A 21033-nucleotide genomic window follows, 5' to 3' on the forward strand; every position below is an offset into this window, starting at 1 on the left:
CTAAGTAACATAACAAGCCGCGATCGCAGCTTGTTATGAGAATTATACAGTTGCGGTAGTATTTTCAGCTTGGTTAACTGCATCGCTTGCATGAGTTGTAGCTGCAGTTGCAGTATTTGTATCTGCTAAATTAACTTTTACTACCTGACGACGTGCTTCAGTAACTTTAGGTAAAGTTAAAGTCAAAATTCCATCTTGGAATTGAGCTTTTACTTGGTCATTTTGCACCGCAACAGGTAAAGCAATAACGCGCTGGAACTTACCATAACGGAACTCAGAGCGGAAGTAACCATTCTTAGAGTCTTTGTCGTAACGACGTTCGCCAGCGATCGCCACTGCGCCTTTAGTGACGTTAATATCTAAATCTTGGGCTGCAACACCTGGAATTTGGGCGCGGAGGATAATATTTTCTTCAGTGTCTTGCAATTCTACAGCAGGTCGCCAAGTTACTTGCGCCTCATGCTTGGCTTGTGCTACTTCATCAAAAACACGATCCATCTGACGGCGTAGAGCTTCCATTTCTTGCATCGGTTGCCAACGAATTAGTACCATAACTTAACCTATCTCCAAACCTTATTAGTTCAATTCATTTGCTTCACACTTCTCTATGATGCCGACTCTATAAGGGTTTAGCAGTGAGGTAAACCAGATCGTGGCAGCAGTATTTACCCCCTAATCCCTCTGATAATTACGAATGCGCGAATGCGCGAATTACGAATTATCAAAATCCTTGCGGACTTTAAATGTGCCTACCGAGGATTGCAATTGTTGGGCTACTTCTACGGTGCGTTTTAGGGATTTAGAAACTTGGCGAGAGGAAATTGCTGTTTCTTCTGATGTTTGGGCGATCGCACTCATTAACTGCGTTACTGCTTGCGATGTCTCTACTTGCGATACTGTCGCTTGAGAAATTGATTGCACTAATTCGTCAATCGTGCGCGATACCTCAAGAATTTCGCCTAAATTCTTCTTGGTATCTTCAACTAAATACGTTCCTTCTATTACCTGCGTGCTGCCTAGTTCCATTGCTTTGACAACTTCGCTAGTTTGTTGCTGAATATTTTCTAGCACGTATTCTATTTCCTTGGTAGCTGCTGCTGCTTTAGTTGCTAGTTCCCCAACTTCTTCTGCTACTACAGCAAAACCTCTGCCCTCTTCTCCAGCACGAGAAGCTTCAATGCTGGCGTTAATTGCTAGTACGTTCGTCTGCAGGGCGATTTGATCGATCAAAGCCACAACTTTAGATACTTGTTGCGAAGCTTCGCCCAAACGCTTGACTTTGTGCGCTGTTTGTGAAACTGTGTCGCGCAAATTTAAGATGCTAAATACAGTGCGATCCATTGCTGCTTCTCCAGCTTGAGCGCTACTAGAAGCATTCCGCGCTATTTGGGCGGCGGACTGGGCGCTATCTGCTACAGATTGGATTGATAGCGTCATTTGCTCTACTGAATCTAGAGTCTGAATAATTTCTTCGCTTTGCTTGGTAGCTTCCTCAGCTAACTGCCGAATTGCGCCTTCGTTTTCATTAATAGATATATTTACCTTGTCAGTAGCTTGTTTTACTGAGGTAACAATTTCGCGCAAGCTTTCGACGATCGCATTAAAAAAGTCTGCAACTGTACCGATTTCTCCTGTAGTGATTTCAGCGCGAACTGTCAAGTCTCCGCTGGCTGCGCCTTCTACTTCACTAAGCAACTCTACTAATTGATTTTGCAATAGCTCTTTTTGCTGGCGTTGCTCCTCGGACATGGCTTCTGCCGATTGCCGCGATTTTTCTACTTGCTCTAACAAATTGGCTTGGTCTAAGGCAAAACCGATTTGTGCGGCTAATTGCGTAAATAAATTGATTTCTGTATTTTGCCAAGTACGCGGTTCCGAGCAATGATGAGCGATCAATAAGCCGAGCAACTGATTGTCTTTTAATATTGGCGCAACTAAGTTGGCTTTGACTTCAAATCTTTCTAAAGTTTGAATGTGGCATTCTGTCAACCCTGCTTGATAAATGTCGTTGATTGCCCGTACTCGCCCATTTTTATAACTTTTAATGTGCTTATCTTTAAAACAAGGGTCGTCAATAGTGGATGCTAAAGCTTGCGTCCAACCAGGTACTACTGATTCAGCGATCACAGTACCACTCAAATCTGGGTTGAAACTATAGATAACTACTCGCTCGGTATGTAGAACTTTGCGAACTTCTCTTACTGATGTTTTGAGGATATCTTCTAAGTTGAGCGAACGGCGGATGCGTAAAGTAATGTCTGTAAATATCTGGGCTGTTTCGGTGGCAGATTCTTGTCTTCTAATTAGGGTTTGCAGTTGGTCTGCCATTGAATTGATATTGGTTCCCAAAGCTGCTAATTCGTCTTCGCCTTTGACCTGCAAGCGTGCATCTAAGTTACCTGCTCCTAATTGGCGTACCGCTTTTGATGCTGCCATTACTGGGCGCAGCGCTCTATTTACCAAAATCGCGGCGATCGCTGCTACGACTGCGGCGATCGCTAGTGTCACCAATGCTAAAGTCAATAACGGCTCTCTGCGGGCGGCAAATACTTCGTCTGTAGATTGAGTTACCATTGCATTCCAGTTGAGTTCTGGCAAGCCTGGCACGCCGCCAACAGGCGCGTAAGATACTAAATAGGACTCTCGCTCTAATAAATCGTTGGCAATGGTACTAGCAACGGTTTTTGTGGTTTTTAATCTCGTTGCTACTGTGGGAAAAATATCTTGAATGTCTTTACCTATATAATCGGTATGCTCTGGGGGCGCAATTACAACTTTACCGATGTCATTAACAGCAAAATATTCTTCGGAAACGTAGCCGCGAATATTTTGCGCTAGCTTTTTTTCTTCAGTTTGGAGAATGTTATTGAAGTATTTTAAGGGCGTGCGCGATCGCACGATGGCAACTGTTTCTCCTGTATCTGTATCGACTACTGGTGCGGCGGCAAAAATTGAATATTCTCCGGTTCCCGATGACTTTCTCGGCGGGGTAATTACCGGACGGTTGGTTCTGAGAACTTCTTGAAAATAATTGATTTCGCTATAGTTAGGCAGTTTACCACCACCTGATTGCAGGGTCGTATTCCCTGTCAAGTCGATGACTGCAATACTGTCATATCCTGGATTTTCTTTAATATATCGCTCTAATATTGCTTGCTTGGTCGGATCTGAAGTAGTTGCGCGGGTGTTGGGATTGTTGAGAATGCTAAGTTGAGCTAACGATTGAATATCGCGATAGCGTTGCAGGGTGAATGCATCTATTTGGCTAGCTAATGCCAGCGTGCGGACTTTTTGTTGTTGTTCTATATTGTCAACAATCCTGCGGCTAGTTAGATAAGAAGTTGCCAGACCGACTAAAATAATTGGGATGGCGCTAAGAGCGATCGCGATAAATGTCGCTTTGGCTCTCAAACTCATTCCCCGCTTCGATATAAACTGTGTTTGAGGTACTGAGTAGCTAGTTGGAGCGATTATTTCGTCTGCATCTTCAAGGATTGGACTTTGAATGTTTTGATCTTTATCTGCTGGCGATTCTGGCTCAAATTTTGTAGTCATACCCATGCCTCAAAGTAATATTGCTCTGGCAAATTATTTTTTTAGCTTCAGCTAATTTTCATTAGTTTTTCAGATGAGGCGAACGGACAATCGCCTCAGCGTTCAAAACCAGTAATGTTTGATTTGGTTGTGAAATACATCCATGCAAATAAGCAGCTAGTTCTGACTCGACGTTGTTTGAGGGCGATTGAATGCTATCTGGGAGAAATCTCGTCACGCCTTTAACTTCAGCAACAACAAATCCTATACTAATTTGCCCGACACGAACAATTACTATGTGATACTGTCCAGCAATGGGATCGGGCTTTGGTAAATTTAGCAACCCAGCAAGACTTACTACCCAGATGACACGGTTGCGCCGATTTAATAGTCCTAGCACGCATTCAGGCATATTAGGCATTAAAGTTAAGCGGCTACTTGGCACTACTAGCACTTCTTGAGCGTGTGCCATTGATAGTACCGCAGGAGTATCATTGTTTAAATAAAAGTTTAAATAACTGTCTCCCGCAGGTTTATCTGTTCGATCTGACTGGGGTTCTATTTTAAAAGTATCCATCGCTAACCCACTACAGATTTAACAGCATGAAGTATTTGTTCTTTGGTAAATGGCTTAGTGACATAAGCTGCTGCACCTTGTTTCATGCCCCACACGCGATCGATTTCTTTGTCTTTCGAGCTACAAATAATAATTGGCACTTGCTCGGTTGCTGGATTTTTTTTCAGATGACGGCATAACTCAAAGCCGCTCATTCCAGGCATCACGACATCGGTGACGATCGCATCTGGTTGTTTTTGCACTGCTTGAATCAAAGCATCTTTAGCATTAGTTGCCAGAATTACTGTATAACCGCTATCGCGTAAATACCCGCCCACCAAATCTAGCAGCGATACTGTATCCTCAACTAATAAAACTGTACTCACAATTTAACTTTCCTTACAGCAGTTTAAGCAATTTAAGATAAGTGTCTAAATACCATTTTTAGTAATTCTGATTGAGTAAAAGGCTTAGTTAAATACCCTGATGCCCCTACAACTCTTGCTTTTACTCTATCAATGATGCCTGTATTTCCTGTCACCATAATAATTGGTGTATTTTTGAAAAAAGAATGGTTCCTCAATAAACGACATAGCTCATAACCATCGATTCCAGCCATTTTTACATCTAGTAAAATTAGATCGGGTTTTAGTCTGACTATTTGCATTAAGGCTTTAATTGAATCGCTAATAGTTGAAACAGAAAAACTTTCATCATCAAGAAAATAGCTCAGTTCTCTTAACATCGCTGGACTATCGTCCACGCAGACAATTTTGTAAGTTTTCTTATCTGGCTCTGAGATGCTGCTTAAAGGCGGGGTTGGGCGATCGCGTTCTAAGCTATGCTTGTTGATTGGCTCTAGGTTGCGCGAGGAATTGCTGGCAAATTGCCCTACTCCTGGTACTGGTGTCAAAGAAACGTCTCTCTGCGGGCGATCGCTTGGCAATGGCGGCATCAGCTTGCTATTGGCTGCTGGGGCAACATTTCTCTCTGCTGACAATGCTTCCCCAATTTTTGGCAAGCTATCAAAGGGCGGTTGAGGTTCGTGTAATAGTATGTTGCCGTTGGCTATGTATGGATGCAAGCTTTGGGCTAATCTCAACTCGTCTTGGTTGAGTAAAATCGCTAAGTGCCGAAAACTAAATCCTTTTAAAATTGCTGTTAGTTTTTGCCTTAATTCTGGCGATAGGTATTGCGTTTTACTGTAAGAATTGGCTAAGTAAGGGCGTTGGTATGGAGAAGTAATTTCTGGTGCTAATGCTTGCCAGGAATGCAGTTGTTTTTGAGCGTGGTTGAGCAGCACAGATAAATCGAGTTGACAAAACTTTGGCGTTGCTCCGCGATCGCCTGCTAACTCGTAACTGCCTTCTTTAACTAATAAAAATGACTCAATTACTTCTCTTACTAAGCCTTCAATTAAGTTTTCTGCTTGCTCGATCGCTAAATATTTGCGTTCGATTAACCAACAAATAGCTTGATAATCAGGTGCGATCGCCGCGCTATCTTCTGTTTCGTTCTCAAACATCAATCGCAGTTTAGAGCGGGTTTCGCTACCTAACGTGGGAATTTTCTGAGCTAGGCGGCGTAAGTGACAGTCTAAGCGATCGAAGGGATCTACAGAATGAGATGCGTAAATAATTTTTCCGTTCTCTAAATATATAGACCACGAAACTGATTTGCTCAACACTTTCAGATGAGCGCTATCGTAGCAATTAGACAAATGCGCTAACAAACTGAGCGGGCGTAGTTTTTGGAATGTTCCACAGCTAGTCATTTAGCACTCATCCCTTTGAGCAGATGTGAGGACTTCAATCATTAAATTAATTTGCCAAGTTTGAGCTTTAAGTTGGGCAAAAATGCTGGACGTTGGCAGTAATTTAGTACATATAATTCTATATCAAGTCTTTTCTATTTTTAAAATGCACAAAATTTTCGATATTTTTTACTGCGCTTTCTGCCTGTACTTAAGGCATTAGTATTACTTTACACTTAAATATTGCTGCCTTACTATGGTTCAGCAGATACCAACAGTTGTAGCTTTAAAGCTTGCCAGTCGGTAATTCGCCTGATTTCTTTACAGATGTTAACTATATACTTGCCGAAAAATTTCGCTCATCCTCAGTAAAATGCACCAACATTTAGTTATAATTTTAACATAAATTGGCAATAAGCGTTAAATTATAAACAATCAAGGTAAATATAGATTTATTAAATATGATATAGAATGAAAAAACTGCGCCAGCACTAAGTGTTCCTCATCGTAGCTGGAGAAAAGGCTAAAATAAAGACCGCTCGATCGCCAAGCGAGATTGAGGAGGAAGCCAACAGTCAAAACAAATATATGGATGTAAATTGAGCCAAAGGTAGTTTAGATCGAGATGTAGCGATCGCCAAAAAAGATAAATGCAGATAGAAGACAATATCTCTAAAGAATTAGGTCATTGGCGGGTAGTAGGAGCCTCAGTGTTAGGCACAAGTCACCAGAAAGTCAAACAACTGTGCCAAGATGCTCATCATTGGGAGATATTGCCAGAAGGTATATTAGTAGCAGCTGTAGCAGATGGAGCGGGATCGGCAAGTTTGGGTAAAGTAGGGGCAATAGTTGCCTCGCAAACAGCAGTCGAAACAATCCGCGCCAAGTATGGAGCGATAACTGCGCGAGGACAAGCAGCAATAGATGAAAACACCTGGCAATCATTGCTCGCAAGTGCCGTAGAGAACGCCAAAACAGCAGTAGAAGAAGAAGCGATCGCCTGCCAAGTTAGATCCAGAGATTTGGCAACAACATTAATTATCGTAGTAGCAACACCAGAATTAATTGCCGCAGTTCAAATAGGTGATGGCGTAGCAGTAGCTGGAGACAAAGCTGGAAACATCGTGGCTTTGACAGCACCTCAGCGCGGAGAATACGTCAACGAGACAATTTTCTTAGTTTCGCCTGACGTTTTAGACAATATTCATGTAAATATCTGGCGCGGGACTGTAGCTAATATTGCTATTCTCTCAGATGGGTTGCAAATGCTAGCTCTAGAAATGAACGGAGGTAAACCCTATGCGCCTTTTTTTTTCCCGATGTTTCAATTTGTGGCGGGCGTAACTGATGAAAGCGAAGCTAAAGAGCAGCTAGTAGCGTTTCTGCGCTCAGAACGCATCTCCACTAGGACGGATGATGATTTAACCCTTTTACTGGCGACTATCGTAAACTAATGCCATGAGGTTGCAACGTCAATTCGAGACACAGATTATTACCATCGACCCTACCTCGACTTTAGGACATGGGGGCGAGGCGAGGGTGTATGCAGTGCCGCAAGATGAGTCTTTGGTGGCAAAAGTTTATCACAAGCCTACAGAGGCTCACGCCGATAAACTTTTAACCATGCTGGCTAATCCTCCCGACAATCCTGCAGGTAGCAAAGACCATATATCAATAGCTTGGCCCGTAGACGTACTGCGAACGGTAGATAGCAAAAAACAGGTAGTTGGGTTTTTGATGACGCGAGTCAAAGAAATGCACTCGCTGCTGGACTTTTACAACCCGAAAACTCGGCGGCAAAAGTGTCCCTTTTTTGACTATTTGTATTTGCATCGTACAGCCCGTAATTTAGCAGCAGCTTTTGGTGCTTTGCACGCACGCGGCTATTGCATTGGCGATGTCAACGAATCAAACATTTTAGTTAGCAATACAGCATTAATTACATTAGTTGACACCGACTCGTTTCAAGTCAGAAACGAGCGCAGCGGCAAAATTTACCGCTGCGGCGTGGGCAAACCAGAGTTTACACCTCCAGAACTCCAAGGATTAAGTTTTGCCCAACTAGACCGCAAACCAGAACACGATTTATTTGGGCTAGCTGTACTGCTATTTCAACTATTGATGGAAGGAACCCATCCTTTTGCTGGCATCTATCAAGGCGGGGGCGAACCGCCACCTTACGAAGCCCGAATTGCTGCTGGACACTTCATCTACAGCAGGCGGCGCGTGCCTTACTTACCTACCCCCATCGCGCCCAAATTTGAAATGCTGCACCCGACGTTGCAGCAATTATTCGTGCGCTGTTTTGAGGACGGACACAAAAATCCCCATATGCGCCCCAACGCGCAAACATGGCAAAGTGCCATTAGCGAAGCAGAACAAGATTTAATTGCTTGCAGCACCAACCACCATCATCGTTATGGCAAACATTTAAGCGCTTGTCCTTGGTGCGAACGCACGATCAAACTAGGAGGACGCGATCCTTTCCCCTCAGTGCAAGCAGTCAAACAGGGTAAGCACCTCCAACCTTTGAAAAAACCAAAAAGGTACATTCCGCAAACAGTCAAACCAGCACTTGCCTACTATAGTCATAGCCCAAACAAATTAGTGCCGATCGCGGCAATGGGGCAACTGCACAGAACGACGACAAGACGCAAATACAAACACGCTTCTATCTATGGTTTGGTAGGGGCTGGGGCAGTGGGAATGTTGGGAGTAACGCTACTAATTAAAGACTTTAAATTGTCAACGAAAATTAGTAACGTGCTGTTCTCTGGTGACGATCGCGTATTAGTAAGCGATCGCGCAGTAGACCTCAACAAAGATTCTAGTAACTACTATTACCAAGGCAAAATTTATTCCAAATATGGCGACTACGAAGGCGCGATTGAAAACTTTAACCAAGCTTTGAACATCAACCCTAATGATGCTCAAGCTTACATCGGACGCGGTAATGCCCTCTATGAGAATGCCCAACACAGCGGCAATCCTGATAACGAGTACAAAATCGCCCTCAAAGACTTCGACCGAGCTTTAAGGCTCAAACCCGATGAAGCAGAAGCTTATATCAGCCGAGGGATTGTCCGCTACAACATGGCAGAATATAGCAAAAATGCCAGTAGCGATTATAAAGCTGCGATCGATGATTTTAACCAAGCAATTTTAAGAAACCCTAATAGCGCCAAGGCTTATGTCAAACGCGGGATTGTTTACCACAAGCAAGCCCAACAACGAGGGGACTTCGGTTTTGGCTATCAAGAAGCACTCAAAGACTTCAATCAAGCCTTAAAAATTAACCCCCAAGAAGCTGAGGCTTATGTAGAGAGAGGAAACATTCTTTATGAATTAGCAAAGCTAACGGGACAACAAGACAAAAAATACTGGGAGGCAATGGCAGATATTCAAACAGCCGCCAAGATATTTTTAGAGCGTAAAGATATGGAACAATACCAACAAGCTCTGGATAATCTCGGTAACATCTGCGTGGCAGTAGAAACTAACTGTCATTCGTTGATCAAAAATTCTGCAGACAAGCCACCTAAATTAGACACACCGCCGCGATCGCCCAATAAAAGTTAAGAATTATTAATTTAAAGGTACATATTTGAGGCAGTGCTACCTATGTAAGACTAGCAGTAGCTGCACAATTGTCTAGCCTATAAATATCCGATCGATATTCGAGCATTTTTACAGCAAATTGATAATGCTATGTCTGACGACACAGAAAATGAGATTAGATTGCAGTTTTTAGAAGAAGCTCAAGAGTATGCCAAGACAATTGAAGCGAAGTTAATAGAATTAGCTAGCAACAAAAGCGATCGCATTGATGCCATATTACGGGCTGCCCATTCTATCAAAGGTGGCGCGGCGATGATGGGTTTCCAAAAGTTGAGCGATTTGGCTCACCGTCTAGAAGACTTTTTTAAGGTATTAAAAATCCAGCCAGACTTAATCGATCGCGATCTAGAACAATTATTGCTCGCTGCTGTCGATTGCTTGCAGCAAGTTATTAGCTACAATTTGCAGGGGATGATAGTTGACGAACAATGGTTAGCAAGTCAAGCTTATCCACTTTTTGACCAACTAGATCGACTAATTGGTTCGCCTCAAGCCGAAGACGAGCGCAACATCGGCGGGGAAGATGGGCAAGACATGGCGGCGCTGATCTTTGAAACAGAAGTTGAAGATTATTTGCAGCGCTTAGAATCATTGCTGGTGAATCCCCAAGAAAATGATTTACTACCAGAAATTTCCTCAATGGCGCAGGATTTGGGCAGTTTTGGCGAAATGCTACAGTTAAATGCCTTTGCCAAGCTGTGCGCGTCTATTTCGCAGCAATTAGCAGATACTCCAGAGCAAGTAGTAAGTATTGCAGAGCAAGCCTTGCAAGCATGGCGGCGATCGCAAGCGATAATTTTAGTTGGCGAAATCCAAGCTCTACCTACTTCGCTCAATTTAGATGCAGAAGCCCAAGAACCAGATTCAGAACTGTTTTTAGCAGATTTCGATCTGACAAATCTAGATGCTGAAGTCGAACAACTAGCATCTTCAGCTAAGACACTTAGCTTACCTGGCGCAAATAACTCAGCAGAAGCTCAAGAATATCAAGAAAGTACCGTACGAGTACCGACAAAACTACTAGAGCGGTTAAACGATTGGTTTGGCGAACTAACTATTGCTCGTAATGGCATCAACATCTATGTAGAACGCCTGCATAGCCTAAATAAATTGCTAGAGCGCAGAGTCCAAGCAGTCGAAAAAGAGCGGATTATGCCTGTGGGCGAATTGCCAACTACCCAGAGCGTAGAAGCATCTGAAGCTATGCTGCAAGCTTTAGTTCAATTGCAAGAAGTTAAAGACGATATCGAACTTACCTTAGAAGAAAGCGATCGCGCAGTTAGCGACTTAAACCGCGTCGCTAAACAATTGCAAACTAGCTTAACTCAAGTGAGAATGCGACCTTTTGCCGACTTGGTAGCTAGGTTCCCCCGCTTTATTCGCGAACTGTGTTTAGAGTATGGCAAAAACGCTCAATTAAAAGTTATTGGCGAACAAACTTTAATCGAGCGAACTATTTTAGAAGCTTTAAATAACCCTTTGATGCACTTACTGCGTAATGCTTTCGATCATGGCATTGAACCAGTGGAAATTCGCCAGGCTAGTGGCAAACCAGAAGTAGGGTTAATTGAAATTAAAGCTGTTTACCAAGGCAATCAAACTTTAATTACGGTTAAAGATGATGGTGGAGGTATTAATTTAGAGCAAATTCGCACTAAAGCGCAACAATTGGGTATTGACTCCAATATCAGCGATGAAAAGTTGTTAAGTTTAATTTTTGAGCCGGGTTTTAGCACCGCAAACCAAGTTACAGCCTTATCTGGTAGAGGTGTAGGGATGGATATCGTGCGGACTAACCTCAGACAAATTCGCGGCGATATTAAGGTTGATACGCAGTTGGGAGTGGGGACAACCTTTACTTTAAGCGTTCCGTTTACGCTGTCCGTCATGCGCGTAATTGCGATCGAAATTAACTCTCTGCTGCTGGCTTTTCCTTCTGAAGCTATTCGTGAGGTACTATTATTTAGTGCGTCACAGTTTTGTGAAATTGCTGGTAATGAAGCGATTAGTTGGGAAGGACGGATCGCTCCGTTAATTCGGCTGGAGGAGTGGTTGAAAGTTCGCCATCTTCCTCAAAAAGCTGCTGAGAGTAAGCTGCTAGCGCCAGAACCAACAGTATTAACAATCGAACGCGAAAACGAGTGGGTAGGATTGCTAGTCGAGCGTTCTTGGAAAGAACAAGAAGTTGCTATTCGCCAAGTTGAACCAGGAATTGAGATGCCAACTGGCTTTAGTAGCTGTGCGATTTTAGGTGATGGTAGAGTTGCGCCGCTAGTTGATGTACCTCAACTGCTAGATTGGATTAATAATTTCGGACAATCGGGCGATCGCCCACTGGAGACTCCTACACGCGAAACAGAAGGCGAAGCTAAAGATACAATTTTGGTAGTAGATGACTCAATTAATGTTCGGCGCTTTTTGTCTTTGACTCTAGAAAAAGCTGGCTATCGCGTCGAACAAGCGCAAGATGGGTTATCTGCACTAGAAAAGCTGTCTGCTGAACTACCAATTAAAGCTGTAATTTGCGATTTGGATATGCCTAATCTGGATGGTTTTGGCTTATTAGCGCGTGTCAAATCTAATCCTGCTTTTGCTAGGCTACCTATAGCGATGCTAACTTCTCGCAGCGGGCAAAAAGATCGTCAAACAGCGATGCAGTTAGGCGCAACAGCTTATTTTGCTAAACCTTATAACGAACATGAGTTGCTGCAAACTCTCAAGCAAATGTTGCATAAACGATCGTAAATAAAGTAATCAGAGCGCCATAATTTATAATTTTTGAGTCTTCATTCATGCTTGTAACCTCATGATTATGAGTAAACTTCTTGCCAAAGTAGGTAACGCTCTGTAAATTGGCAATCCGATCCCCCTGGAGTCCCCCTTGCCTGTTGAATTATGGACTTATGCAAGAGTTTTAGTTTTGTTCGGCTATTGGTAATAGTAAGCTATCTTCAATTTTTTGTCTGACTGCGCGGCTCATGTAACTATTAGATATCAGACAACTTACTAATAACTGGTTGGCTTCATAATATTGTTTTAACTTCTCTACCTGCTGTGAATTGAATTGCCAAGCGTAGCCAATATCACGGCTAGAGATGACAATACTTCTTATTTTCTCTAGCCAATCTTTACTATTATTTTTCCACCATATACTAAACTCAGATTTATTACTATTTTCCCTAGGTAGTTGTTGGTAAATTTGTTGAAGCTGTTGTTCTAACTCACAATCTATAATTTGCGATCGCTCTAAGGTTCTGGTGATAACACTATTAACTACTCGACTAGGTTGTACGGCACAATCAATAATGCGATCTAGTGCTAAAGTGCGATCTAGTGCTAAATCTAACGCTAAGTTTGGAGTAAGTTTATGTGTAAAACACTCGTCTAGCGCCCTTGATAAATCTAGCGTACCGCCGATTGAATTAAGTATTCTTGCCAAATCGAGGTCAAAGTAAAAAGCTCTTATTGTTGCTAGTTTATGCTCTGAAGATATTTGACTAGACTTCCTTTTTACCCAATTTAAAAAAGCTTGTAGTTGTTCGTCATCGGCTAACAAACGATCGATTTTTTGCTTCATCAACATTAAGATATAATCTGCATTTCTCAGCATACCCACTGTCAGTAAAAAGATTTCGCGCCAACGTCTTTCAGTAATATGACTAACTAAGTCTTGCAAGCCTTGTTCTAATACTTGTGGATCGGAGCTAGCAATAATTTCTTTAGCAGCGAAATACTCGTGAAATGTTAAATGAGAAAATGAGTATATTCCTCTAGCTCTCTCTACTAATAAACCATGTTGAGCCTCAATTGATTTAAGTACCGCTTCACTGTCTAGCTGAAGAATTTCGGCGCTGGTACTAACACTAGGTAAATTACAAATGTAATCAGCTATTTGCCTTTCTAATTCATTTTGTTTGAAAAAATAGTCTCCTCTTTGAAATGTTTTTAAGGCAATTTGGCTAAGTAAATCTTCCTTATGCTGTACCGATAATTTTTTATATATTTGTTCTCTTTCAATATTGCGCTTGGCATCCCACTTTCTTAATAATAAATTTAAGCCTTCTTTGTATAGTTCTGAAGTATTAGCTGGAAAATCCTCCATTTCTTCAAATACTAAACATAGCATTGTTAGCAATAGTGGGTTTGTTGCTAATTCTTTGATTGGTGGAGTTTGATTGATTTTATGGATAAACTTTTGACTTTTAACTTCCTGTTTGTCGCTAAACCAGTTTTTAGTAAAAGTAGTAATTTGTTCGCTATCAAAATCAGCTATTTCTACTTCAGTAAATTCTTCAAGCGTATATTCATGCGTAGCTATCCTACACGCGATCGCAAAATAATTGCGATGAAATTTGCTGCTAAAACTACGAACTTCTTGCAAGACGCGATAGCAGTCTACCTCGCGAATTTCATCAAGTCCATCTAGCAAAATTAATGCTTTACCTTGACTTAATATCTGTTCTGCTATTTCTGAATCTTCGATACCATAACTTACGAATTGCTCTTTGATATATTCGAGTAACAACTTAGTTTTATCATTTTCCGCAAAATCTTTAAGTGTGATAAAAATTGGTATTTTATTGTTTTCTAGCTTGCCCAAACTACACTGCATAGCTAAATACTTTAAAAAGGTAGTTTTGCCTGCACCTGGTTTACCTAAAACAATTAGTTTTGGATATTTGTTAACAGCTTCTAAACCGGATATTCTGTTTTGAATAATCTTGCCTAACCCAGGGCGCTCAAAATCGTCAGCAGCGCATACTTTTAGTAACTCTTCAACTCCTAAGCGCCGCCTACCAATAATTTTTTCTAAAATATTGACCTTGGTATATATCCCATCCAAACTAATTGGTTGAGACATATCTAAAACGCGAATCATCCCGCATTTTTGTTGAATGCTAGCGTGTTGCTTGTCTCTTACCTCTTGTACTGCTACATTGATATCGCTATACTGTCGATGTAACTGTAATTTAGCTGTATTATCGTCACTTATATCAGCAACTTCTTGCCAAGGTAGTTCTAACTTTTCACAAATATGATGAAAGTTTTCTCTACCCACAGGTTTGCCTGCAAAAAATTTTTGCACTGTAGCGCGAGATATCTCTAACTCCGCTGCTAAGTCTATTTTGGTATGAAAGGCTAGTACAGCTTTTTTAGCACGCTTGATGCCGTCAGGAGATGCTTTTAGACTTCGCCTCGCCCTTTCTGTCATGCTTGTTAAAGACACTTGTAATTTAGATTGCTTATTTTACTTACAAATCAATAGTTTTTGCTGCGGTGAGCTAGATGCTTAGTTTAGATTACTGCTCAGAAATCCTTATTTTATCTGCCTTCAGACAATAATCGTGTTGTTTATATTCCCATCAAGCATTTATACATTAAATTCCATTTATTAAAATTAGCTACAAGTATCAATAGTATCGCCTTGCACTTACATAAAAGATATATTCTAATATGTTTTACCTAAAAAAATAATAGACTTTTTTTTACTATTGCACAAGTACAAACAGTTAATCGATCTAAGTCTAAAGTCTGACTTGTAGTAACGTCGAATACTAATTTGCCAGCAGATATTTTTAAATGTAGATAATAAAACATACAATATCTAGGCAATTGCAGGCATTTATAATCGTAAACCTACAAAACACATCAATTGTAGTGGATAACTTGCAATTAAACCATATTTGGCAGGTAAACGAGCAATATTGAGCAATTAAAATCCTAATTAAGAGGTGGTTAATATTTGCAGTCAGAAGAGCGAATTTTCTAATACTAGCGATTGCCTAAGCACTGCAAGATTGACAAATCACCAGCCTAGAAATTCCCAGCAGCTTACTTACAGTATTTTTACACGTAGGTTAAAGACGACTGGCAAACACGCTAGCTAAACCTGTGCATAGTTATAATATCGCCTGTAGTTGGAGTTATCTGTCATGTCTATCATCCGCGAGACTTCTAGAGCTATTCGTATGACTCTAGTCCTTTGGTTGCTAACAGCACTGATTTATCCTGCATTCATGCTGATAATCGGTCAACTTGTCTTTCCCTTTCCAGCCAATGGTAGTTTAGTGCCAAACTTAGAAGGCAAAATTATCGGTTCGGCTTTAATTGGACAATCTTTTACTTCTGAAGTATATTTCCATCCTCGTCCTAGTACCGTAGAGTACAGTCAAGGTAAAAACGCTGCTCCTACAGGCGTATCTGGTGCTAGCAATTTTGCTCCTAGCAACCCTAAATTAGTTGAACGCATTGAGGCTGAGATCCAACGCTTAGAGGAAAATGATATTCAACCTACAGGAGATTTAATTTATACTTCGGGGTCGAGCTTAGATCCGCATATTACAATAGACGCTGCGATCGCTCAAATAGAACGAGTAGCCACAGCCCGCAATTTATCTACTCAAGATATTGCTCCTTTAATTGCCAAACACACTCAAGGCAGATTTTTAGGTATTTTTGGCGAACAGGGAGTTAATGTCTTGAACTTAAACCGCGAACTCGATTTGCTTTCCTTGTCTCGCCAACAAGGGCAATAACATTGTGAGGAGCGATCGCATAACTGATAGAAATGTATTAATTTTTATGCAGTTGAGTAAATAGCTATTGGCTGTAAAATAGCGCAAAATCAAATAAGTTTAGAGCCATGCGTCTTGAATGCGAGTTCAAAATATACATAAAGCTAACTTATATACTTATATTTGAGAGCATAAAGATTATAAGCTAGCTCCCATAAAGGAAAAGTACATATTTTTGTTTGAACTTATACAAAAATCATAACTTATGTAAACAGATAAAAAAATAGTTAGTTTATAGGATTTTTTGGGCAATCTAAAGACTACTAGAAGCTAGCTAAAAGCAATCTGAGTAAGTTATGACACAAGTAATTAAAAAACTAAATATTTTCTCAAGTCCGACATCTATTTTTAAAGACCAAGCTGTTGCAGGTGGCTCTTCGCGCCTGAAGATTCTCTCAGTTCCCTTAGCCCTTACCATCGCCTTATGTACCGGAATGACATGGTATGTATGGGATTTTTATAACTCTTTTAAGAAGATTCAAACCCAAGATATCCGCATTCAACAGTTGAGTAACGACATTACCTATTTAGATGAAGTTTTGACTTCTAGCGCCCGTCTATCTGCGACAACAGGGAATAAGCGTTGGGAAGACCGTTATAACACCTACGTGCCAAAATTGGATGCAGCACTAGCCGAAGCGCAGAAATTATTGCCAGATGTCTTTAAGAGTGAAGCATTCGTGAAAACCAACGCCGCTAATGAAAGATTAATCGCAATGGAAACACGAGCATTTAATTTGGTGAATCAAGGCAATCCTAAAGCTGCTACTAACTTGCTTCTAAGTGCAGATTACGAACAGCAAAAAGAAATTTATTCCCAAGGATTAGAAGAAGCTATAGCAGGCTTGCAAAAGTATGTAGAGTCAAGCGTTCAAGCCAAATCTCAGCAAGCATTTACAGCCATAGCGATCGCGATTATATCGATGATTATTCTCTTATTTGCTTGGCTAGCTGTATGGCGGACGATGCAAAACTATTATTGGGCGCTCAGTGATGCTGGTACGGCAATTTCCACAACTTCTCAAGAAATTGCGGCGACAGTACAACAACAAGAACGAGCGATCGCCGAGCAAGCCGGATCTGTAAACGAAACTACAACCACAATGGATGAATTAGGCGCATCATCGCGCCAATCAGCCGAACAAGCACAAGCTTCAGCAGCCGGAGCGCGTCAGGCACTAAATTTAGCTGAAGAAGGCACAAAAGCAGTGCATGAAACTATGCAAGGGATGGGTACATTACGGGAAAAAGTAGGAGCGATCGCCGAGCAAATCATCCATCTTTCCGAGCAAACAGGGCAAATTGGCGGTATTTCCGGCTTAGTTGCCGATTTAGCCAACCAAACAAATATGCTAGCCTTAAACGCCGCTGTAGAAGCCGCTCGTGCTGGCGAACATGGCAAAGGTTTCGGTGTAGTTGCTAGTGAAATTCGCAAACTTGCCGATCAAAGCAAGAAATCTGCCGAGAAAATTAACGGCTTAGTTGTCGATATCCAAGCAGCAATCAATACTACCGTAATGGTTACAGATGAAGGCACAAAAACAGTAGATAGAAGCATGAGTTTGACGAACTCAACAGCCGAAACGTTTACAGGTTTTGCCGATTCAATTAATAACGTTTTCCTCAACAGCCAACAAATTGCTTTAAGCGCTCAACAACAAGCTGTAGCAGTACAACAAGTAGTAGCAGCCATGAATTCGCTTAACTTAGGTGCAAGAGAATCGGCTACTGGTATCAGTCAAGTAAAAATTAGCACTCAGCAACTCAACGAAGCCGCTCAGAGACTCAAAACTGTACTATAGTGCGCGATCGCAGCCTCGATCGCTTACTTCAAATCGTCAATCTAAAGCTGTAAAGGTAGGGTGCGTTGCAAGTCAACGCACCCTATTAGCTAATTGGACGCGCTCAGTTATACCCTGATAGGAAAGCTATTTTTTGGCGTATGACTCGTGTAATTGGTTTAATTAGTGGCACTTCCGTCGATGGAATTGATGCAGTATTAGTAAATATCAGTGGTACAGAGCTAGATTTACAAATTGAACTATTAAAAGGAGCAACTTACCCTTACTCCGAAGCATTGTCCGAGCAAATTATGGCTGTATGCCAAGGTGCTGCAATATCGATGGCAGAACTTGCTAGGCTAGATGATGCGATCGCTCAAGTTTTCGCTCAAGCTGCCTTAAATATTCAAGCTAGCTACCCTAGCGCTCAATTAATCGGCTCTCACGGTCAAAATATTTACCACCGCCCAGCAGGAGAGATGGAGGGACAAGGGGGGTATACTTTGCAAATTGGTCGGGGCGATTTAATTGCTCGATTGACTGGTATTCCTACTATTAGCAACTTCCGCGTTGCTGATGTAGCTGCTGGAGGTCAAGGTGCGCCTTTGGTTCCCAAGGTGGATGCGTATCTGCTCAGTCACCTGGAAAAATCTCGCTGCGTTCAGAATTTGGGCGGTATTGGCAATGTAGCTTATTTACCCGCCCGCAGTAACCCCCACTGGCTTGAGGAGATTCGCGGCTGGGATACTGGACCTGCTAATACATTAATCGATTTAGCCGTACAGCACTACTCTAACGGCGCTCAAAGTTACGACGAGGGCGGGGAGTGGGCAGCTAGCGGTACGCCCTGCCAAAATCTGGTAGATGAGTGGTTGCGACAAGACTTTTTTCACCAAGCGCCGCCAAAATCTACAGGTCGTGAGTTGTTTGGCTCCCAATATCTGGCTCGATGTCTGTTAGCAGCAGAAGCTTATCGCCTTAGTCCTGCTGATATGTTGGCGACTCTTACAGAATTAACTGTTGCCTCCATCGTACATAGCTACCAAACTTTTTTACCCCAGCTACCCGAACAAGTGCTACTTTGCGGCGGCGGTAGTAAAAATATATACTTAAAAGAGCGACTGCAAGCTCGATTACAACCAACAGTGGTGTCAACTACCGACGACGTAGGATTAAGTGCTGACTTTAAAGAAGCGATCGCTTTTGCTGTACTGGCATACTGGCGCAATCTAGAAATTCCTGGCAATTTACCTCAAGTTACAGGGGCAAAGCAGCAGGTATTACTAGGACATATTCATCCAGTATATTTTTAGCGATCGCGGTAGTAGTGGCAAAAATCTGGGTATCCTAAGTTCGTCACCCCAATATCAGTCCTGCGCTTGCGGGTTGCTACTATAAACGCTCTTTCCCGATTGAATTTAGCTTCCTATGACAGATCCCAACATTGGTAGATTATTAGCCAAGCGCTATCAGCTTCAGAAATTAATTGGTACTGGAGCAATGGGGCAAGTTTATTGTGCAAATGACATCTTGTTGGGTGGCGTACCTGTAGCTGTCAAATTTCTTGCTCTGTCTATTCAAAATAAGAAAATTCGCGTCAAGGAACGCTTTGAAACTGAAGCTAAAACTTGCGCTCAATTGGGGCAAAAGAGCATTCACATTGTCCGAGTCATGGACTATGGTGTAGACGAATTTGGGACTCCCTTTTATGTCATGGAATATTTGCCAGGGGAAAACCTCAACGATGCTATCCACCTCCAACCACTGACTTTACCAAGATTCTATAGTTTAGCGCGGCAAATTAGCTTGGGCTTGCAGTGCGCTCATCAGGGCATTTTAGTTGATGGCGTAATTTGTCCGATTATTCACCGTGATGTCAAACCCAGCAACATCCTTGTAGTTCAAGATTCCAGCTTGGGTGAATTAGTCAAGGTGCTAGATTTTGGAATCGCTAAACTCATCCAAGGCGATAGCAATCAAACTAAGTATTATTTAGGGACGCTAGCTTATTCTTCTCCCGAACAAATGGAGGGCAATGACATTGATGCGCGTTCTGACATCTACAGTCTAGGCGTGATGATGTTTGAAATGCTCACAGGAAGTATGCCTTTTCAAGCTAATACTGACTCTTTTGGCGGCTGGTACAAAGCCCATCACTTCCAATTACCACGCTCTTTTAGTTCTACCAATTCTAAGTTAATAGTCCCGAAAGAACTCGAAGATTTGATTATGAGTTGTCTGGCAAAATCGCCAGACGATCGCCCTCAAACAGCTAGCGAGATTGTGAAAACTATTCTATCTCTAGAGCAGAGCCAGAATATTGCCTTACCTGTAATTGCACCACCGCCACCGCCGCCCCCTCAGCCTGCTAAAGAAAAAGAGAAAGCAGAAGTTAACCAGGCGTTAACTTTGGGTGTGCCATTTTTAGACCAATCTTTTGGCGACGATCCTATTTTCCAGCCTACCGCTTGGCCCAAAGATAAACCGATCGCTGATATTGTTTTTCCTCAACCAATCCGCACTAGAGGAGAAATTATTTCCGCTTTGTGGGTAATGCTGCCCCAACAAGAGATTCAAAAACGTTTGCGGGCTACTCGCTACAACCAATTTTTATTTATTAGTACGCCTCACCCGATGATGTTGTGGATTACAGTTTTGCACAACGCCCAACACGGTGCTAAGTGGTTGGCGTACTACATGGATCTCAAAACTCGCCAAGGGCAAGAAATCACCCGTTTACTTGGTGAATCTGGCAGCTACCGCTTATTATTATTTGCTAGAGAATCTCCAGAATGCGCTTGTGCTTCGTTGTTAATTGCGATCGCTCCACCGCAACGCCATCAACTGCAAAAATGGGTGATGAACAGTCAAAGCATAGTTTCTGTTGCCGAGCCTCAAGTCAGCAAAGGTCTGTTAAAGCAAGAGTTTGAAAAGCTTAAACCGCAGATTTTAGCAAAGTTACAAGTACCTCAGCACAATTCTGCTGCTAAAGTCTTTGTTTAAACTACCAAGCATTAGCCTTTTTACCGTATAGCTTGGGTTATATTAGTAAACTTTTATTTTTCAAGTCCAGTTACTTCCAACTAGCTATACTTCCACATCCTTAATTCATTGCTAGTTTAATTTTGTCATGACTACTGAATAATCACCAATTTTAAAAGCCTGTTAAGGTATCGCCCCAACATCCCTAGCTCTTTTCTGCTCGAAGAACCTAGC

13 protein-coding genes are annotated in these 21033 nt (G+C 41.9%); 7 read left to right on the forward strand and 6 right to left on the reverse strand.

What is annotated here, in order from left to right; translation table 11 throughout:
• Nucleotides 1-42 precede the first annotated feature (42 nt).
• From UH38_RS03845 to UH38_RS03865, 5 genes are all read right to left on the reverse strand, one after another.
• Nucleotides 43-552: an Hsp20/alpha crystallin family protein gene (locus UH38_RS03845; protein ID WP_045053291.1), complete on the reverse strand. Its 510-nt coding sequence runs from the start codon at nucleotides 550-552 to the stop codon at nucleotides 43-45.
• 159 nt (nucleotides 553-711) lie between these two features.
• Nucleotides 712-3555: a methyl-accepting chemotaxis protein gene (locus UH38_RS03850; RefSeq protein WP_045053342.1), complete on the reverse strand. Its 2844-nt coding sequence runs from the start codon at nucleotides 3553-3555 to the stop codon at nucleotides 712-714.
• Nucleotides 3556-3616: 61 nt separating this feature from the next.
• Entirely contained in the window at nucleotides 3617-4111 is a 495-nt protein-coding gene (locus UH38_RS03855) for a chemotaxis protein CheW (protein ID WP_045053292.1), read from the reverse strand.
• A 2-nt stretch (nucleotides 4112-4113) separates the two neighbouring features.
• Complete coding sequence (locus UH38_RS03860; RefSeq protein WP_082065297.1) at nucleotides 4114-4476, reverse strand: response regulator transcription factor; 363 nt, start codon at nucleotides 4474-4476, stop codon at nucleotides 4114-4116.
• Between the two features lie 32 nt (nucleotides 4477-4508).
• Nucleotides 4509-5864, reverse strand: coding sequence for a response regulator (locus tag UH38_RS03865; RefSeq protein WP_045053294.1), 1356 nt, complete (start codon nucleotides 5862-5864; stop codon nucleotides 4509-4511).
• A gap of 629 nt (nucleotides 5865-6493) precedes the next feature.
• Here UH38_RS03865 and UH38_RS03870 point away from each other — a divergent pair.
• The 3 genes from UH38_RS03870 (at nucleotide 6494) to UH38_RS03880 (ending at nucleotide 12206) form a co-directional block, all read left to right on the forward strand.
• A complete protein-coding gene (locus UH38_RS03870) occupies nucleotides 6494-7297 on the forward strand; it encodes a PP2C family serine/threonine-protein phosphatase (protein ID WP_045053295.1) in 804 nt (267 codons plus the stop codon).
• Nucleotides 7298-7301: 4 nt separating this feature from the next.
• Nucleotides 7302-9422, forward strand: coding sequence for a tetratricopeptide repeat protein (locus tag UH38_RS03875; RefSeq protein WP_045053296.1), 2121 nt, complete (start codon nucleotides 7302-7304; stop codon nucleotides 9420-9422).
• Between the two features lie 129 nt (nucleotides 9423-9551).
• On the forward strand, nucleotides 9552-12206 hold the full coding sequence (locus UH38_RS03880) for a hybrid sensor histidine kinase/response regulator (protein ID WP_045053297.1): 2655 nt from the start codon (nucleotides 9552-9554) through the stop codon (nucleotides 12204-12206).
• 169 nt (nucleotides 12207-12375) lie between these two features.
• Here UH38_RS03880 and UH38_RS03885 read toward each other — a convergent pair whose 3' ends face one another.
• Nucleotides 12376-14688, reverse strand: a complete 2313-nt coding sequence (locus UH38_RS03885; protein ID WP_235355052.1) for an NACHT domain-containing protein — start codon at nucleotides 14686-14688, stop codon at nucleotides 12376-12378.
• A gap of 706 nt (nucleotides 14689-15394) precedes the next feature.
• Between UH38_RS03885 and kdpC the strand changes: the two genes are divergently transcribed.
• From kdpC to UH38_RS03905, 4 genes are all read left to right on the forward strand, one after another.
• On the forward strand, nucleotides 15395-15997 hold the full coding sequence (gene kdpC / locus UH38_RS03890; RefSeq protein ID WP_144405617.1) for a K(+)-transporting ATPase subunit C: 603 nt from the start codon (nucleotides 15395-15397) through the stop codon (nucleotides 15995-15997).
• A gap of 335 nt (nucleotides 15998-16332) precedes the next feature.
• Complete coding sequence (locus UH38_RS03895; protein ID WP_045053299.1) at nucleotides 16333-17838, forward strand: methyl-accepting chemotaxis protein; 1506 nt, start codon at nucleotides 16333-16335, stop codon at nucleotides 17836-17838.
• Between the two features lie 140 nt (nucleotides 17839-17978).
• Nucleotides 17979-19130, forward strand: coding sequence for an anhydro-N-acetylmuramic acid kinase (locus tag UH38_RS03900; RefSeq protein ID WP_045053300.1), 1152 nt, complete (start codon nucleotides 17979-17981; stop codon nucleotides 19128-19130).
• Nucleotides 19131-19245: 115 nt separating this feature from the next.
• Nucleotides 19246-20820 (forward strand): serine/threonine-protein kinase, encoded by a 1575-nt coding sequence (locus UH38_RS03905; RefSeq protein WP_045053301.1) that lies wholly within the window; start codon nucleotides 19246-19248, stop codon nucleotides 20818-20820.
• Nucleotides 20821-21033: the final 213 nt, after the last annotated feature.

The sequence above is a fragment of the Aliterella atlantica CENA595 genome, assembly GCF_000952155.1.
In the GTDB taxonomy this organism is placed as follows: Bacteria; Cyanobacteriota; Cyanobacteriia; order Cyanobacteriales; family Chroococcidiopsidaceae; genus Aliterella; species Aliterella atlantica.

Excerpts from the sequence above, each read along its gene's own strand:
- UH38_RS03875 (WP_045053296.1), top strand. The coding sequence starts at position 7,302 with ATGAGGTTGCAACGTCAATTCGAGACACAGATTATTACCATCGACCCT.
- UH38_RS03895 (WP_045053299.1), top strand. The coding sequence starts at position 16,333 with ATGACACAAGTAATTAAAAAACTAAATATTTTCTCAAGTCCGACATCT.
- UH38_RS03880 (WP_045053297.1), top strand. The coding sequence starts at position 9,552 with ATGTCTGACGACACAGAAAATGAGATTAGATTGCAGTTTTTAGAAGAA.
- UH38_RS03855 (WP_045053292.1), bottom strand. The coding sequence starts at position 4,111 with ATGGATACTTTTAAAATAGAACCCCAGTCAGATCGAACAGATAAACCT.
- UH38_RS03870 (WP_045053295.1), top strand. The coding sequence starts at position 6,494 with ATGCAGATAGAAGACAATATCTCTAAAGAATTAGGTCATTGGCGGGTA.
- UH38_RS03850 (WP_045053342.1), bottom strand. The coding sequence starts at position 3,555 with ATGACTACAAAATTTGAGCCAGAATCGCCAGCAGATAAAGATCAAAAC.
- UH38_RS03905 (WP_045053301.1), top strand. The coding sequence starts at position 19,246 with ATGACAGATCCCAACATTGGTAGATTATTAGCCAAGCGCTATCAGCTT.
- UH38_RS03845 (WP_045053291.1), bottom strand. The coding sequence starts at position 552 with ATGGTACTAATTCGTTGGCAACCGATGCAAGAAATGGAAGCTCTACGC.
- kdpC (WP_144405617.1), top strand. The coding sequence starts at position 15,395 with ATGTCTATCATCCGCGAGACTTCTAGAGCTATTCGTATGACTCTAGTC.
- UH38_RS03900 (WP_045053300.1), top strand. The coding sequence starts at position 17,979 with ATGACTCGTGTAATTGGTTTAATTAGTGGCACTTCCGTCGATGGAATT.
- UH38_RS03865 (WP_045053294.1), bottom strand. The coding sequence starts at position 5,864 with ATGACTAGCTGTGGAACATTCCAAAAACTACGCCCGCTCAGTTTGTTA.